Annotated in this window: 14 protein-coding genes; 6 read left to right on the forward strand and 8 right to left on the reverse strand. The window is 62.2% G+C overall.

What is annotated here, in order from left to right; all coding sequences use genetic code 11:
• Positions 1-11: 11 nt before the first annotated feature.
• Entirely contained in the window at positions 12-2,234 is a 2,223-nt protein-coding gene (locus tag E4Q08_RS02265; protein ID WP_169069315.1) for a RelA/SpoT family protein, read from the reverse strand.
• Between the two features lie 77 nt (positions 2,235-2,311).
• Here E4Q08_RS02265 and E4Q08_RS02270 point away from each other — a divergent pair, with 77 nt between their 5' ends.
• Together E4Q08_RS02270 and E4Q08_RS02275 are read left to right on the forward strand one after the other, a co-directional pair.
• A complete protein-coding gene (locus E4Q08_RS02270; protein ID WP_034920314.1) occupies positions 2,312-3,217 on the forward strand; it encodes a DMT family transporter in 906 nt (301 codons plus the stop codon).
• The gene (locus tag E4Q08_RS02275) at positions 3,214-4,002 is read left to right on the forward strand and encodes a M90 family metallopeptidase (RefSeq protein WP_034920313.1); all 789 of its coding nucleotides are present in this window, start codon (positions 3,214-3,216) and stop codon (positions 4,000-4,002) included. Before E4Q08_RS02270 ends, E4Q08_RS02275 begins: the two co-directional genes overlap by 4 nt.
• Positions 4,003-4,032: 30 nt before the next feature.
• Here E4Q08_RS02275 and E4Q08_RS02280 read toward each other — a convergent pair whose 3' ends face one another.
• The 6 genes from E4Q08_RS02280 to nirJ form a co-directional block, all read right to left on the reverse strand.
• Entirely contained in the window at positions 4,033-4,806 is a 774-nt protein-coding gene (locus E4Q08_RS02280; RefSeq protein ID WP_169069176.1) for an alpha/beta fold hydrolase, read from the reverse strand.
• Between the two features lie 210 nt (positions 4,807-5,016).
• Positions 5,017-5,595 (reverse strand): chorismate--pyruvate lyase family protein, encoded by a 579-nt coding sequence (locus tag E4Q08_RS02285; RefSeq protein WP_169069177.1) that lies wholly within the window; start codon positions 5,593-5,595, stop codon positions 5,017-5,019.
• 24 nt (positions 5,596-5,619) lie between these two features.
• Entirely contained in the window at positions 5,620-6,063 is a 444-nt protein-coding gene (locus E4Q08_RS02290; protein ID WP_034920310.1) for a DUF192 domain-containing protein, read from the reverse strand.
• 82 nt (positions 6,064-6,145) lie between these two features.
• Complete coding sequence (locus E4Q08_RS02295; RefSeq protein WP_169069178.1) at positions 6,146-6,538, reverse strand: hypothetical protein; 393 nt, start codon at positions 6,536-6,538, stop codon at positions 6,146-6,148.
• Entirely contained in the window at positions 6,539-8,131 is a 1,593-nt protein-coding gene (locus E4Q08_RS02300) for a cytochrome D1 domain-containing protein (RefSeq protein WP_372703493.1), read from the reverse strand.
• The gene (nirJ, locus tag E4Q08_RS02305) at positions 8,128-9,321 is read right to left on the reverse strand and encodes a heme d1 biosynthesis radical SAM protein NirJ (protein ID WP_169069179.1); all 1,194 of its coding nucleotides are present in this window, start codon (positions 9,319-9,321) and stop codon (positions 8,128-8,130) included. Before nirJ ends, E4Q08_RS02300 begins: the two co-directional genes overlap by 4 nt.
• A 297-nt stretch (positions 9,322-9,618) precedes the next feature.
• Here nirJ and E4Q08_RS02310 point away from each other — a divergent pair, with 297 nt between their 5' ends.
• Both E4Q08_RS02310 and clsB read left to right on the forward strand, forming a co-directional pair.
• Positions 9,619-10,440: a mechanosensitive ion channel family protein gene (locus E4Q08_RS02310; RefSeq protein ID WP_169069180.1), complete on the forward strand. Its 822-nt coding sequence runs from the start codon at positions 9,619-9,621 to the stop codon at positions 10,438-10,440.
• Positions 10,441-10,592: 152 nt separating this feature from the next.
• On the forward strand, positions 10,593-11,753 hold the full coding sequence (gene clsB, locus E4Q08_RS02315; RefSeq protein ID WP_034912405.1) for a cardiolipin synthase ClsB: 1,161 nt from the start codon (positions 10,593-10,595) through the stop codon (positions 11,751-11,753).
• A gap of 17 nt (positions 11,754-11,770) precedes the next feature.
• Here clsB and gluQRS read toward each other — a convergent pair whose 3' ends face one another.
• Positions 11,771-12,703, reverse strand: coding sequence for a tRNA glutamyl-Q(34) synthetase GluQRS (gluQRS, locus tag E4Q08_RS02320; protein ID WP_169069181.1), 933 nt, complete (start codon positions 12,701-12,703; stop codon positions 11,771-11,773).
• 159 nt (positions 12,704-12,862) lie between these two features.
• On the opposite strand from gluQRS, the gene argB reads away from it, so the two are divergent.
• On the forward strand, positions 12,863-13,750 hold the full coding sequence (gene argB / locus E4Q08_RS02325) for an acetylglutamate kinase (protein WP_034912408.1): 888 nt from the start codon (positions 12,863-12,865) through the stop codon (positions 13,748-13,750).
• 7 nt (positions 13,751-13,757) lie between these two features.
• Positions 13,758-14,426: a pyrimidine 5'-nucleotidase gene (locus tag E4Q08_RS02330; RefSeq protein ID WP_169069182.1), complete on the forward strand. Its 669-nt coding sequence runs from the start codon at positions 13,758-13,760 to the stop codon at positions 14,424-14,426.
• The last annotated feature ends 23 nt before the right edge of the window (positions 14,427-14,449 follow it).

Consider the following 14,449-nt stretch of genomic DNA (forward strand, 5'->3'; position numbering starts at 1 on the left):
CTACGGGAGCTTCAGGCGCGGCGCGCACCGACGACACCCTGCACTGCATGCAACAAAGCCAGGGTGCGATTGAGCTGCGGGATGCTGCCGACTTCAGCAGTGAAGCGCATATGTGCGTTACCCTGCCGGGACTGCGTGTTGACGGCGATGACATTGATTTTTTCGCGCGCGAGAACGTCCGACACATCACGCAGCAGACCCTGCCGGTCGTAGGCGTCAATCACGATATCGACGGCAAAAATGCCATCGGTGCGTCGTCCCCAGCTTGTTTCGATGACCCGCTCGGGATGCCTCGTCTGCATGTTCGAGAAATTGCTGCAATCGGCGCGATGCACCGAGATCCCCTTGCCGCGCGTGACAAAGCCAACGATGGCATCCGGCGGCGCCGGCTTGCAGCAACCCGCAAGTTGCGTCAGCAAGCGATCAACGCCAACGATCAGGATTCCCTTTTCAGCCACATCGCTGTCGCGTTGCCGGCGTACCGGCAGATCGGCAAGCTCGCGCTCGTCCACCGGCGTCTCGCCCCCGCGCACCGCCACCTGCAACTGGCGCATGTTCAGCTTGGCGTGCGCCACCGCAATGAACAGATCGTCGCTACGGGCAAAGCCCAGCCTGGCCGCAAGATCGTCGAGGTTGACGCTGGGTTGTCCCATGCGCTGCAGTTCGCGGAGCACCACCGCACGCCCCTCGGCAAGGGTGTCCTCGATCGCCAGGCTGGCGAACCATTGTCTGACTTTGAGGCGCGAGCGATGCGTAAACAGATAGGCCTGCGCAGGGTTGAGCCAGTCGCGCGACGGTCCACCGTGCTTGGCGAGAATGATTTCGACACGCTGGCCGGTACATAGCTTCGTGTTGAGCGGCACCAGCGCACCGTCCACCTTGGCGCCGCGGCAACGGTGGCCGATGTCGGTGTGCACGCGGTAGGCAAAATCGACCGGGGTCGAGCCCTGCGGCAGATCGATGACGCGGCCCTGCGGTGTCAGGATGTAGACCGTTTCGTCAAAAGCCGCCTGTTTGTAGTGCCTGACCCAGTCCGAGGAATCGGCAACTTCGTCGCGCCAGGTCAATAGCTGCCGCAGCCAGGCGATCTTTTCGTCGTAGCGGTCTTCCGGCGTGCTGCCGCCTTCCTTGTAGCGCCAGTGCGCGGCAACCCCCAGTTCGGCGTGACTGTGCATGTCGCGAGTACGAATCTGCACCTCCAGGGCACGCCCGTCGGGGCAATGTACCGCCGTATGCAGCGATCGGTAATCATTGCCCTTCGGATGCGCAATGTAGTCGTCGAACTCCTTGGCAATCGGCGACCAGATATGGTGCACGATGCCCAGAGCGGTATAGCAGTCCTTCACTTCATCGACGATGACGCGCAGTGCGCGCACGTCGTACACCTCGGCAAACTCGACACCCTTCTTGCGCATCTTGTTCCAGATGCTGTAGATGTGCTTGGGACGGCCGTAGATTTCGGCCTTGCCGACGCCGGCCTTGGACAGCTCATGCCGCAGGCGGTCAACGGCTTCGCTGATGAACTGCTCGCGTTCGGTTCGCTTCTCGTCGAGGTGCTGCGCAATCTCCTTGTAGATTGCAGGATGCAGAAAGCGAAAGGAGAGATCCTCGAGTTCCCACTTCAGTTCCCAGACGCCGAGCCGGTTGGCCAGCGGCGAATAGAGCGCCAGCGTCTCGCGCGCCACCGGCACGCGCAGTTCATCGGGTTCACCGGCAAAGTGACGCAGCGTCTGCGTACGCGAAGCCAGCCGCAGCAGGACCACACGGATGTCCTCGACCATCGCCAGCAGCATTTTGCGCAGTACCTCGATCTGCGTCTTCATCTCCTGCGGATTCTTTTCGCTGCTGTCGACGGAGTGGGCGACAAAGCCCCGCGTGATCGGCCGCATGCGGTTCAGACGCGAAATCCCGCCGACCAGTTGCGCGACGCCCGTTCCAAAATCCCGTTCGATCTGTAGCAGGCCCTGTTCCAGTTGCGCCGGCACCGCGAAGAGCAGCGCGGCCAGTCGTGAATCCACGTCGAGCTTCAAACCGGCAACGATCAGCGCCATTCCCAGGGCATGCCCCCAGACATCCTCGGTGCTGCCGAGCAAGCGATGGCCATAGATCGAGCGGGCAAAGTCGACGGCCCGTCGCAGCCGCTCGAGTTCGGCGGTGGCGAGGCCATCACCGAGAGTCAGCAGGGATTGTTCGAAGTCGCTCTGGGCGGCGACCGAATGTACGACGGAAACCATCAGCTCATTATAAGGGCAGGCTCGGGCTTCATGCATAATGCGCTTTTTCCTCACTCCCGCCCGCCCGCCTGCCGTCGATGCCTGCCCGCCTGCAACACCCTTATCTGCTGCTCGTGCTGACCACCCTGTTCTGGTCCGGCAACATGGTCATCGGGCGCGCCATTCGCGACCAGGTGCCACCGCTCTCGCTGGCCTTCTGGCGCTGGGCGATCGCTCTGACGCTGGTGTTGCCGCTAGCCCTGCCACACCTGCGCACGCAGTGGCCGCTGCTGCGACGCGGCTACAAAGCCGTCGTCATTCTCGGTCTGCTCGGTGTCGGCGGTTACAACACTCTGGCTTACATTGCCCTGCAATACACGCCGGCAACCAACGCCGTCCTGCTCAACTCCTTCATTCCGATCGCCACGATCACTCTGTCGTGGATCTTTCTGAAAAAGCACCTGCGTGCTGTCGAGAGCTTCGGTGTTCTGCTCTCGTTCATCGGGGTCACGACGATTGTCTGCCGTGGCGACGTCGAGACCCTGGCCAGGTTGAGCCTGAACGTCGGCGATCTGTGGATGCTGGCGGCTGTCTTTACCTGGGCCCTGTACACCATCGGACTGCAATGGCGGCCGGCTGGTGTCCACCCGATGCTGCTGCTCGCCGCGTTCACGATGGTCGGCCTGCTCGCCCTGACCCCCGCCTACGCCTGGGAAATCGTGCAGGGCAAGACGATCCATGTCTCGGCCGGCGTGCTGACAGGAATTGCCTACACCGGGGTGTTTCCCGGTTTTCTCGGCTATGTCTTCTACAACCGCGCCGTCGCCGAGGTCGGGGCCAGCAAGGCCAGCCTGTTCATTCATCTGATGCCGGTATTCGGAACCCTTCTCTCGGCGATCTTTCTCGAAGAAGTTCCGCAACTCTATCACTACGCCGGTATCGCCCTGATCTTTGCCGGCATCTACCTGACCACGACGGCGCTGCCGCAAGCGAAAACCGCATGATCGGCAAGCTGCTCGGCTGGTTACGGCATCGCCAGAAGCCGGCAACGGTGCCGGATCCACTCTGGCTCTCGGTCATTTCGGCACTGCCGTTTCTCGCTGCGCTCAGCGAAAGCGAGCAGTTCCGCTTGCGCCGCCTCGCCGAGGGCTTCCTCGCCGAGAAGGAGTTCACCGCTGCGGGCGAACTCGAACTGTCCGACGCGATCTGTGTCTCGATTGCCGCGCAAGGTTGCCTGCCGATCCTCGAACTCGGCCTCGATTATTATCGCGGCTGGATCGGGGTGATCGTCTACGCCGACGAATTCATCATCCCGCGCAGCGTCGAGGACGAATTCGGCGTTGTCCATGAGTATCAGGAACTGGCTTCGGGCGAGGCCTGGGACGGCGGACCGCTGCTGATTTCGTGGCGCGACGCGCAGATGGCCGGCAGCGGCTATAACGTCGTCATCCACGAGTTCGCGCACAAACTGGACATGCTCAATGGTCCGGCGAACGGCATCCCGCCGCTGCCCCCCGAAATGTTCCTCAGCCGCTGGCAAGGAGTACTGGATGCCGCTTACGACGATTTTTGCGCGCGTGTCGACGCAGCGGCAGGCAGCGCTCAGGAAACCTTGTTCGACCCCTATGCCAGCGAGAATCCAGGCGAGTTCTTTGCGGTCATGAGCGAGGCATTCTTTGAGACGCCCACCCTCCTGCACAGCGAGTATCCGGCACTCTACGCACAATTTGCCGGCTTTTACCGGCAGGATCCGGCATCGCGAGTTTTCCGGATGGCCGGCCGGCAATAAGCGGGAGCAGATCGCCTGCGGCTTCTCGGCTCAGCGCGCCGCAATGCGGTCAATGAAACGGACGATTGCGTCGATGACCGATTGCGGCTGATCGCGGTGCGGCGAATGCCGGCAATCGGCCAGCTTCAGCAGCTCGACATCGGCAGCCGCTTCGGCAATGCACTCGATCTGGCGCATCGTCGCGTATTCGTCGTCTTCGCCCTGGATCGCCAGCAGCGGACAGGTGATCGCCGACAGGCAAGCGCGAATGTCCCAGGTACGGAATTCGGGCGCCAGCCAGGTATCGTGCCAGGATCGGAAAACGGCATCCGGATCGCGGTGATAACGACCCAGTTTCTGCGGCCACTCGCTGCTCGCGTAGAAGTCGCCGGCAGCACGGATGCCGGCAAGCGCCTTTTCCTCGACGAACTCGTGCGGTGCCATGAGCACCACGCCACTGAGCCGCTGCGGCCAGGCGGCAGCATAAAGCAGCGCGATCGAGCCGCCGTCGCTATGCCCGACCAGCAGCGGCCGTTCGATGGCCAGCGCAGCAAGCAGGGAGGGCAGGCGCTGCAGCGCCTCTTCATGCAGGTAGGCAGCCGTTCGCGGTGCTCCCAGGGCGGCCGAATGGCCGTGCCCCAGGCGCGACCAGACGAGCGTACGGCAAGCGCTCGCCCGTGCCAGTGCGGCCGGAAAATCACGCCACTGCGTCATGCTGCCAAGACCTTCGTGGAGCAGGACCAGCGTCGGCCGATCGCACCGCTGTGCCGGAATGATCTCGTACTCGAGCAACTGCTCGTCAATGTCGACGAAAGCCCTGCTCACTGGGCCGAAAGTTCAGAAAGCGCGCGCATCCGGCAATTCTCCCTGCAATTTCCAAGGGCATCTCGGGAGTCGGCTGGCCAGCCATTCGCTTCGGCGAGAAGGCTGTGACTGTAGCACACGAAGCATCGGGTGGAACATCAGCAGGCGGTCACCATTTGAAGAAATCGAGATTGATTTCAGGTATGTTTTTTCGCGAGGAATAAGGAGGAATCAAGGATGCGATGTTCCACCACTTCGATCATTGTACTCGTCGAATTGCAGCAGGCGTGGCGAGAAGACTTCGCTGACCAATACCGACTGGCTGCCGAAGCCAAACTGCGAGCGACGCGCCCAGAGCATGCGCGGAACCTGGTCGGCATGTTGCAGCGCAGCCACGGCCGGAGTGAACAGCGCATGCCGGCGATCGATGCGATGGAAAGTCATCGGCCCACGGCGGAATCCGGCGTGCGCGAAGAGTAGCGCACCCAGCGAACGGCTGCCCAGGCGCGCCAGCCAGAGGGTCAGCGGGCCACGCGGCCGGCAAGGCAGGACGGTATGCGCGAAGACCACCCGCTGATCATCACAACTCAGCGCCACTTCCCGTATCCAGGCCTTTTCCCCGCCCATCAGGCCGAGCGCCAGCGCTTCATCGGCGGTCGGTCTGGCCAACCCCTGGCGCAACACCCGCAGTGCGAAACGCCCACGGGCCTGGATGCGAGCTGTCAGCGAAGCACGGTCGCGCAACCAGGGCAGGAAAGCGACATTGTCAACCGTGCGCAGCAAGCTGCTGCGCCAGCGTTGCTCAGGCATTCCTGGAGACCTCGGTGTGCGCGTCTACTGCGGAGCCGGCGCCTTCTCGATGCCGCCAACGCGCGCCCCCGGCTTGATGCCTTTGCTCGAAAACCAGCCGAGATTCATTTCCAGCGCGTAGCGTGCCGCTTTCGTGGAGCAGTGATTCTCCTCGGTCTGTGGCTGCATGTTCTCGATGTTCAGAATGCGGCCGTCTTCGTCGAGAAAGGCCACCGACAGAGGCAAGAACGTATTTCGCATCCACATGCAATGGCGTGCCGCCTGCGGAAAGACGAAGAGCATGCCCTGGTTGGCCGCCATGTTGCGGCGATGCATCAGCCCCTGCATGCGATTCGGATCGTCAGCCGCCACTTCCGCCTCGATGCGGTAAAAGCCGGCCGTCAGCTCGATGCGCGGCATTTCCGCCGCAACCGGGAATACTGCCAGCAGCAGAAAAAGGGTCGCCAGGGAAGCGAGAGACTTGTGCATCGAATACTCCGGCAGGAACTGCTGAAAAGGCGCAATCGGCCTGGCAAGCTCCGGCTTGCCACCGAACCGGCAGTGCCAGCCACTACTTTTTCCCGGCCTTGCCCTTGGCTTGCCCGGAAACTTTCGTGGCTGGCGCCGCCTTGGCAGAGGAACTGGTGCCTTTGGATGCACCCTTGGCAGGCGGTGATTGGCTGCTTGCAGTTGGCTTTCTGGCTGCCGCCTGCCCGCTTGCGGGAAGCCTGGCTCCCTTGGCTTCTGGACGCTTGGCGACCTTGGCTTCGACCGGTTTGGGCGCCTTGGCCGCTGGTGGCGCGGAGTGTTTTGCCGTTGGCTTCGGCGGGGCGCCGGCCTCACCAAAGGTGACCACATCCTCCTCCTGCTCGGCAGCCTTGGGGACCGCCAGAGCCGCCGTGCAGGAAATGCACAGGCCCACCGCCAGAAAGTAGTGCAGCAGACTGTTGATGGTATTTCTCATTCAGTGACTCGTACCCTCCGAACGTGATATTTTATTCCATACGTTATATTTGCCGACCGGTTTCTTCGCCGGGATGCGTTTCACTTCCTTGAGCGTCTGCGCGTCGATCACCAGGAGCGCTCCGTCCATTTCCCACAGGCTGGCCAGCGCGTAGCGCCCATCACGGGTGAACTCGACATGCGCCAGCGTCTGTCCGGGTTCAGCCTGGATCTGCGCCACCACTTCGAGGGTCTCTTTGTCGATCACCTGCAGCGTGTTCTTGTTCTCTTTGCTCATCATCGAGTCTGTGAAGGCATAGCGGCTCATTTCGTGGCTGCGCAGGAAGAAGCCGGGACCAAGGGTCTTGATCTGTTTGATGGTCTGGTAGGTTTTCAGGTCGATGACGGTAACCAGACCGGCGTTGAGATTGGGCGAGGCCATGACCATGCGTTCGCGTCCTGCGGGATCTCGCCACTTCCAGGTGATTCCGGAGCCGAGATGTGGCATTCCCGGCAGATCCAGGCTGGCAATTTTTCGGCGGACGTCCAGTTGAACCACCTGCCCGCTGCTTGCCGAGCGCGACGATCCGAGAATCGTGTCGTAGCTCTGGGTAAAAAAGAAGTCATCGAGGCAGTCTGCGAGCTGCGTCCGCCGCGGAGAAAACATCGCCGGCTTGAAGTGACCCTCCCCATACCGGTAGTCGTGCACCAGCCCATCGGCAAGTGGCTCGGCGGCCGGATCGTAGCTGATCTCCCAGACCTCGGGCAAATCCTTGAGCGCGGCCACGAAACTCTTGCGCGGGGCTGCGTCATAGACCGCCGAGACCCGCGAACTCTTGTCTCCGGCGGCATTTTGCACCGGGATGATCTTCACCAGCGAAAGATCACGGGCATCGAGCACCACCAGGCTGTGCGGCAGGTAGTTGCCGACCAGCACCCACTTGCCGTCGCCGGACACAGCGGCGTTGCGCGTATTGAGACCGGCGCGGATCTCGGCGACCACCACCAGATGGTAGAGGTCATATTTGCTGATCCAGCCGTCGCGCGAGGCGAAATAGACGAAGCGGCCGTCCGGTGAAAACTTCGGTCCACCGTGCAGTGCGTAGCGGCTGGGAAAGCGGTGCAGGCGCTCGAAATGGTCGCCATCGAGGAGTGAAACATGGTGGTCGCCGGTTTCGACGACGACGAACAGATTTAGCGGGTCGGCACCCTTGAGGCCAGGCCCCGGCGTCGCCGGCAGCGCTGCAGCCTTGGCTTCGACCACATGCGAGCCGCGAATCTGTGCTTCCCCCCAAACCGGCGCGGGGGCCACCGGGCTGTAGATCCATTCCGTCAGTTGCTGTGCCTCGTCGGCACTCAGTTTGTCGCCGAAAGCCGGCATCTGCGTCGCCACGCGCCCTTCGCGGATGACCTTGACCGCCTCCGGCCGGCGCAGGCGTTCGAGGCTTTCCGGCAGCAGCGCCGGGCCGATGCCACCAAACCGGGATTCGCCATGACAGGCGACACAGTGTTCGCGATACAGGCTCGGCACATCGGCGGCGCCAGCCTGCAAAGACACGCTGGCCAGGCAGGTGGCCAGGGCAAAGCCGGCAACGCGCAGATGCCCGTTCATCATGCCCTCCGTAGCTTGATGTGAGGAGTGACGGTGAGCCGTTCACGGCCGGGGGTGACGCCGATTTCCTCGTCTTCGAGATAACAGCCGGGATCCTCGGCCCATGCGTCGCCGGTCAGTTGCTGGGCACGCACGCGGGTATTGCCGTTACAGATGTCGAAGTGCCGACATTCGCCGCAGCGTCCTGAAACGCGCCGGGGAAACTGCTTGAGGCCCGCCAGCAGCGGGTCTGAAACGTCCATCCAGATTTCCGAGAAGGGGCGCTGGCGAACGTTGCCGAGCGTGTAATGCCACCACATGGTGTCGGGATGCACGTTGCCGAGGTTGTCGATATTGGCCACATTGACGCCCGATGAATTGCCACCCCACTGCACCAGACGGGCGCGCATTCTCGCCGCCTGCTCGGGGAATCGCTTCTCCACCCAATGCAGAAAGTAGACGCCGTCGGCATCATTGTTGCCACTGGTGAATTCCTTGTGCAAACCACGCTGCTGGTAATCCAGGCAGGTGGCGAAGAGCAGATCCATTGCCCAGCGGGTCAGTTGGTGCTGGGCGTCGTCCTTGCGGTTCTTGTTGCCACGGCCGGCGTAGTTGAGATGCGAAAAATAGAAGCGGTCGATACCTTCGTCCTCGACCAGCCTGAGCAGTGCCGGCAAATCCCGTGCGTTATCCTGCGTCATCGTGAAGCGGACGCCGATTTTCAGACCGAGTTCACGGCACAGGCGAATGCCCCGCAGCGAAGCGTCGAATGCGCCCTGCATCTGGCGAAAATGGTCGTGGGTAGCACCGATGCCGTCGAGCGAGACGCCGACATAGTCGAAATCGCACGCGGCGATGCAATCGATGTTCGACACATCGATCAGGGTGCCGTTCGACGACAGGCCGACGTAGAAGCCCATCGCCTTGGCGCGGCGAGCAATGTCGAAAATGTCCGGACGCAGCAGCGGCTCGCCGCCCGAGAGGATCAACACCGGCACACGAAAACGCTTGAGATCGTCGATCACCGCAAAGATCTCGTCGCTCGTCAGCTCACCGGGGAAATCCCTGTCGGTGGAGATCGAATAGCAGTGCTTGCAGGTGAGATTGCAGCGACGAATGAGATTCCAGATCACCACTGGCGCCGGCGGGTTCTGTCTGGGTCCGGGCTGCCGTGCGGTCGACAGCTCCTGCATGTACTGCGAGATGCGAAACATCGGGCAATCCTCAAATCCGTGTATTAGAAAGCAGGGTCAGAGCAATGGCCTTGACGTGCATCAAGGGCGCTCGTGCATCGGGTCGTGGTTTTGACCAGGCCGTTGCGCCTGGACTTTTCGTCAGCCCGGCAACACGGTATTCTTGCACGAATCGTTCTGGCGGGTGCGTGTCCATGGCTGCTCCCGAGGCTGACGGAGGCGTTACTCCTGATTCGCCAGCTTCCTCCGAGGATATGCTTGCACTGCCCCGAACACAATGCGAAACTGCGCCTACCATTAAGCTCGGAGGGGAAACTCATGAACAAGGAAGACATCTTGCGCTGGCAGGATCTGGCGCTGCAATACGGATCGGAACTCGGCATCAAGGTACTTGCAGCGATCGCATTCTGGATCATCGGTCGCTGGTTGATCCACTGGGTCGGTCGCATGGTCCAGAGCGCGCTGGAGCGCCAGAAGGTCGATGCGACCTTGATGCGCTACCTCGGGACGGTGATCAATGTCACACTGAATATCCTGCTGGTGATCGGCATCCTCGGCTATTTCGGCATTCAGACCACGACTTTTGCCGCTCTCTTCGCTGCTGCCGGTGTCGCCATCGGCCTGGCCTGGTCCGGCTTGCTGGCCAACTTCGCCGGCGGGGTATTCCTGATCATTCTGCGACCGTTGAAGGTGGGCGATTTCGTGACCGTGGGCGGCATTACCGGCACGGTCAAGGAAGTCGGCCTGTTCACTACGGCGCTCAACACGCCGGATAACGTGCTCACGCTGGTAGGCAACAGCAAGATCCTTAGCGACACCATCCAGAACTTCTCGACCAACCCCTATCGTCGGGTAGATCTGAAGGCTCAGCTCTCCGGGGCGGCCGATCATGCGGCGGCGATGGCGCTGCTCAAGGAAAAAATCGCCCGGATTCCCAATGTCCGGCCCGATCCTGCGGTGGATGTCGAGATCCTGGAATTCAATCTCGTCGGCCCCGTCCTCGCGGTGCGTCCGTACTGCCATACCGACCACTACTGGCAGGTCTATTTCGACACCAACCGGACGATTCGTGAAGCCCTCGGAGAGGCCGGCTTTCCGGTTCCGATGCCGGCACAGGTGGTGTTCGTCAATCAGCAGTAGGCCGCAAGGCAGCCACAGCGCGGGAGTCCCGGGCACGGATCAGTTCCCATCGCAGGCCGGAATCTTGCCGCGGCGCCTTACTCCTCCGCGACTTCGCAGCACCGCACCGGAACGCTGCCCGAGGATTTCCCTGCTATCGCTGGTGCGCCGCGATGGCGGTTGAATTTCTGTCGGGTAACCGGCTGACCCTGCTGAACAGCGGCGCCGAGTATTTTCCGGCGCTGATCAAGGCGATCGACAAGGCACAGCATGAAGTTCATCTCGAAAGCTACATCTTCGAGGATGATGCGACCGGCCGTGCCGTCGCGGCAGCAATGGCCAATGCCGCTCGACGCGGCGTCACGGTTCGCGTTCTCGTCGATGGCTTCGGTGCCCCCGAGTTTGCCAGGCAACTGCAGCCGGGGCTGGTCGCGGCCGGGGTGCAGGTCATGGTCTTCCGACCCGAGATCGCACGTTTCCGCCTGCGTCGTCATCGCCTGCGTCGCCTGCACCGCAAGCTGGCGATGGTGGATGGAGAAATCGCCTTCGTTGGCGGCATCAATGTCGTCGATGACAGCGATCGTCCGCTTGAAGTGCCACCGCGCCACGATTACGCGGTGCGCATCGAAGGCCCGCTGCTGCAGCCGATTCAGCGGACGCTGCACCGGCTCTGGGAACTGGTGTTATGGGCGAAGCTCAATCGCCGTTACCGGCTACCGAGGATCCCGCACAAGGAACCGAAAGCACGTGGCGAGCAAACGGCGGCCTTTCTGGTACGCGACAACATCCGTCACCGCCGTGACATCGAGGAAGCCTACCTGGTGGCGATCGCTGCCGCTCGCGAAGAAATCCTCCTGGCCAACGCCTATTTCCTGCCCGGCCGCCGCTTCCGGAGAGCCCTGCACGATGCGGCCAGGCGCGGCGTGCGGGTGATCATCGTGCTGCAGGGGCGTATCGAATACCGCCTCCTGCACTACGCCACGCAGGCGCTTTATGGCAAATTGCTGGGCGCCGGCATCCGCATCTTCGAATATCGGCGTAGCTTCCTGCACGCCAAGGTTGCGGTCATCGACCGATACTGGGCAACCGTCGGATCTTCGAACATCGATCCCTTCAGTCTGCTGCTTGCCAGGGAAGCAAACGTCGTCGTCCGCGACGATGCGTTTGCCAGGGAACTGCGGCAGAGTCTCCAGGCGGCGATGCGGCAGGGCGCCAGCGAGTTGCCGGTCGATAGCTGGAAACGCCTGCCCTGGCATTCTCGCCTGCTGCATCGGGCCAGCTACCATCTGATCCGGATTCTCGTCGGCATTGCCGGTTACGGCGGCAAGCGCTAACGGTCATCACTTGCCCATCATCCGGGAAATACACCACGCTGCGCCGGTACCCGCGCCATCGACCAGGTAGCAATCGCCCAGCGCCAGAAGTCTCGCAAGGATCCGCTGCGGATTTCCGGCGGCACCGGCTGGCCAAGAAAGTTCAGCGCCGCCGCAAGCACCACACAGCCACCCGAAGCATCGACGGCGGTGGCGCGCGTCTGTTTGGAAAGTTTCTCGCCGGCTGCATTGGTCACCACCGGCAGGTGTGCGTAAGTGGGTGTCGGCAGCGCCAGGCGTTGCTGCAGCCAGATCTGGCGTGCCGTCGAGTCGAGCAGATCGACGCCGCGCACCACTGCATTGACCCCCTGCGCCGCGTCGTCGACGACCACCGCCAGCTGGTAGGCATACTGACCATCGGCACGTAGCAGAATGAAGTCACCCACCGCGCGCGCGAGGTTCTGCTGCACCGGTCCCTGTACGCGATCCTCGAATGCGATCTCGCGGTCCGGAACACGCATTCGCCATGCACGCGGCGCGCGTCCGGGGGGCAAACCGGCCCGGCAGATTCCGGGGTAGACCAGGCCGCCGTCGACCGCCGGCACTGGCGAGCAGGCGGCAATCGCGCGCCGCGAGCAGGCACAGGGATACACCTCGCCGTCGAGTCGCAGACGGGTCAAAGCCGCATGATAGCGATCCAGGCGCTGGCTCTGCACTACCACCTCGCCGTCCCACTCAAAAGCGAAGGCCTCGAGCGTGCGCCGAATGCTGTCTGCGGCCCCTGGCAGCGCCCGCGACCGGTCGACATCTTCAATGCGCAGCAGCCATTCACCACCGTGTGCCCGTGCGTCAAGATAGCTGCCGACGGCGGCAACCAGCGAACCAAAATGCAGCGGACCCGTCGGGGAAGGTGCAAAACGGCCACGATAGGCGTGCCCGTGGACCTGCTCGCCGCCTGATTTACCTTGCATCTCGGGGAGAGACTCACGTCGCTCCCCTCGCCCGCAGGCAGGCGATGGGTCGGGGCTAAGGAGTACGGTCATGGCATTGTGGCTTACATCATTTTCTCTTGCCTTGGCGTTTCCGGCAGCGCCGGGTAAAATCCGCTGGTCATTATCAGGATTCGCGCCATGAGCGATCGTTCGATCACCCCCGCCAACGAAGCTGCCATTCTCGCCGAGGCACTTCCCTACATCAAACGTTTCCACGGCAAGACCATCGTCGTCAAGTATGGCGGCAATGCGATGACCGATGACCACCTCAAGCAGTGTTTCGCGCGCGACGTGGTGCTGCTCAAGCTCGTCGGCATGAACGTCGTGGTGGTGCACGGCGGTGGTCCGCAGATCGAGAATCTGCTCAAACGCGTCGGCAAGAAAGGCCGCTTCGTCCAGGGAATGCGCGTCACCGATGCCGAAACCATGGAAATCGTCGAGATGGTGCTCGGCGGCCAGGTCAACAAGGACGTTGTCAACCTGATCAATCAGGCTGGTGGCAAGGCGGTGGGCCTGACCGGCAAGGACGGCAGTTTCATTCGCGCCAAGAAGCTGCTGTTGGCAAACCAGGATAACAACGAGGACCTGATCGACGTTGGCCAGGTCGGAGACATCACGCAGATCGACCCATCCCTGATCGGCCATCTGGAGGCCGGCGGCTTTATCCCGGTGGTGGCACCGATCGGTGTCGGCAAGGGCGGTGAGACCTACAATATCAACGCCGATGTCGTGGCCGGAAAGATCGCCGAAATCCTCAAGGCAGAGAAGCTGGTCCTGCTGACCAATACGCCCGGCGTCCTCGACGAGACGGGCACGCTGATCACCGGCATGACGCCGAAACAGATCGACGACATGGTCACCGATGGAACCTTGTCCGGAGGCATGCTGCCGAAGATCGGCGCAGCCCTCGACGCGGCTCGCAGCGGCGTCAAGAGTGTCCATGTCATCGATGGTCGCGTCGAGCATGCGCTGTTGCTGGAAATCCTGACCGATCATGGCGTCGGCACGATGATCAAGTCACATTGATCGGAGGATGGTTCTGAAGGCGGCGTCACCAGTCTGGCTGTTCGACCTCGACAACACGCTGCACGACGCCAGCCCGCATATCTTCCCGCACCTCAACCGTGCGATGGTCGCTTATATCCGTGATCACCTTGGCGTTGACGAACAGGCAGCGACGCGCATCCGGCAGGACTACTGGCAGCGCTACGGCGCCACACTGCTCGGCCTGATGCGTCATCACGGCACCGATCCGCAGCATTTCCTGTGGCACACGCACCAGTTCCCCGACCTCAAGCACATGCTGGTTCTGGAGCGCGGACTGCGGGCCATGCTGCTGCGCCTGCCGGGACGCAAGATCGTCTTCTCCAACGCGCCGCTTCATTACAGCGAGGCCGTCCTCGAACTCGCCGGTATCGACGCCTGCTTCGATGCGGTCTATTCCATCGAGCGTATCCGCTTCCAACCCAAACCGGCAATTGGCGGCTTCCGCCACCTGCTACGCAGCGAGCGCCTGCCCGCCCATCGCTGCATCATGGTCGAAGACACCCTGGCCAATCTGCAGACGGCCAAACGACTGGGAATGCAAACCGTATGGGTGTGTGGCAGCACACGCCAGCCCTCCTTTGTCGACCTGCGGCTGGTTTCCATTCTCGATCTGCCGCGTGGTTTACAACACTTGTCGATCGGGGAGCTATTGTAGACAGAAGTAGTCTACTTTGATAC

It is taken from the genome of Candidatus Accumulibacter contiguus, from assembly GCF_012940005.1.
Lineage (GTDB): Bacteria > Pseudomonadota > Gammaproteobacteria > Burkholderiales > Rhodocyclaceae > Accumulibacter > Accumulibacter contiguus.

Coding starts and splice junctions, on each gene's coding strand:
- argB (WP_034912408.1), top strand. CDS start 12,863: ATGAGCGATCGTTCGATCACCCCCGCCAACGAAGCTGCCATTCTCGCC.
- E4Q08_RS02295 (WP_169069178.1), bottom strand. CDS start 6,538: ATGAGAAATACCATCAACAGTCTGCTGCACTACTTTCTGGCGGTGGGC.
- nirJ (WP_169069179.1), bottom strand. CDS start 9,321: ATGTTTCGCATCTCGCAGTACATGCAGGAGCTGTCGACCGCACGGCAG.
- E4Q08_RS02275 (WP_034920313.1), top strand. CDS start 3,214: ATGATCGGCAAGCTGCTCGGCTGGTTACGGCATCGCCAGAAGCCGGCA.
- E4Q08_RS02290 (WP_034920310.1), bottom strand. CDS start 6,063: ATGCACAAGTCTCTCGCTTCCCTGGCGACCCTTTTTCTGCTGCTGGCA.
- E4Q08_RS02300 (WP_372703493.1), bottom strand. CDS start 8,131: ATGATGAACGGGCATCTGCGCGTTGCCGGCTTTGCCCTGGCCACCTGC.
- E4Q08_RS02270 (WP_034920314.1), top strand. CDS start 2,312: ATGCCTGCCCGCCTGCAACACCCTTATCTGCTGCTCGTGCTGACCACC.
- E4Q08_RS02265 (WP_169069315.1), bottom strand. CDS start 2,234: ATGGTTTCCGTCGTACATTCGGTCGCCGCCCAGAGCGACTTCGAACAA.
- gluQRS (WP_169069181.1), bottom strand. CDS start 12,703: ATGCAAGGTAAATCAGGCGGCGAGCAGGTCCACGGGCACGCCTATCGT.
- clsB (WP_034912405.1), top strand. CDS start 10,593: ATGGCGGTTGAATTTCTGTCGGGTAACCGGCTGACCCTGCTGAACAGC.
- E4Q08_RS02310 (WP_169069180.1), top strand. CDS start 9,619: ATGAACAAGGAAGACATCTTGCGCTGGCAGGATCTGGCGCTGCAATAC.
- E4Q08_RS02285 (WP_169069177.1), bottom strand. CDS start 5,595: ATGCCTGAGCAACGCTGGCGCAGCAGCTTGCTGCGCACGGTTGACAAT.
- E4Q08_RS02330 (WP_169069182.1), top strand. CDS start 13,758: ATGGTTCTGAAGGCGGCGTCACCAGTCTGGCTGTTCGACCTCGACAAC.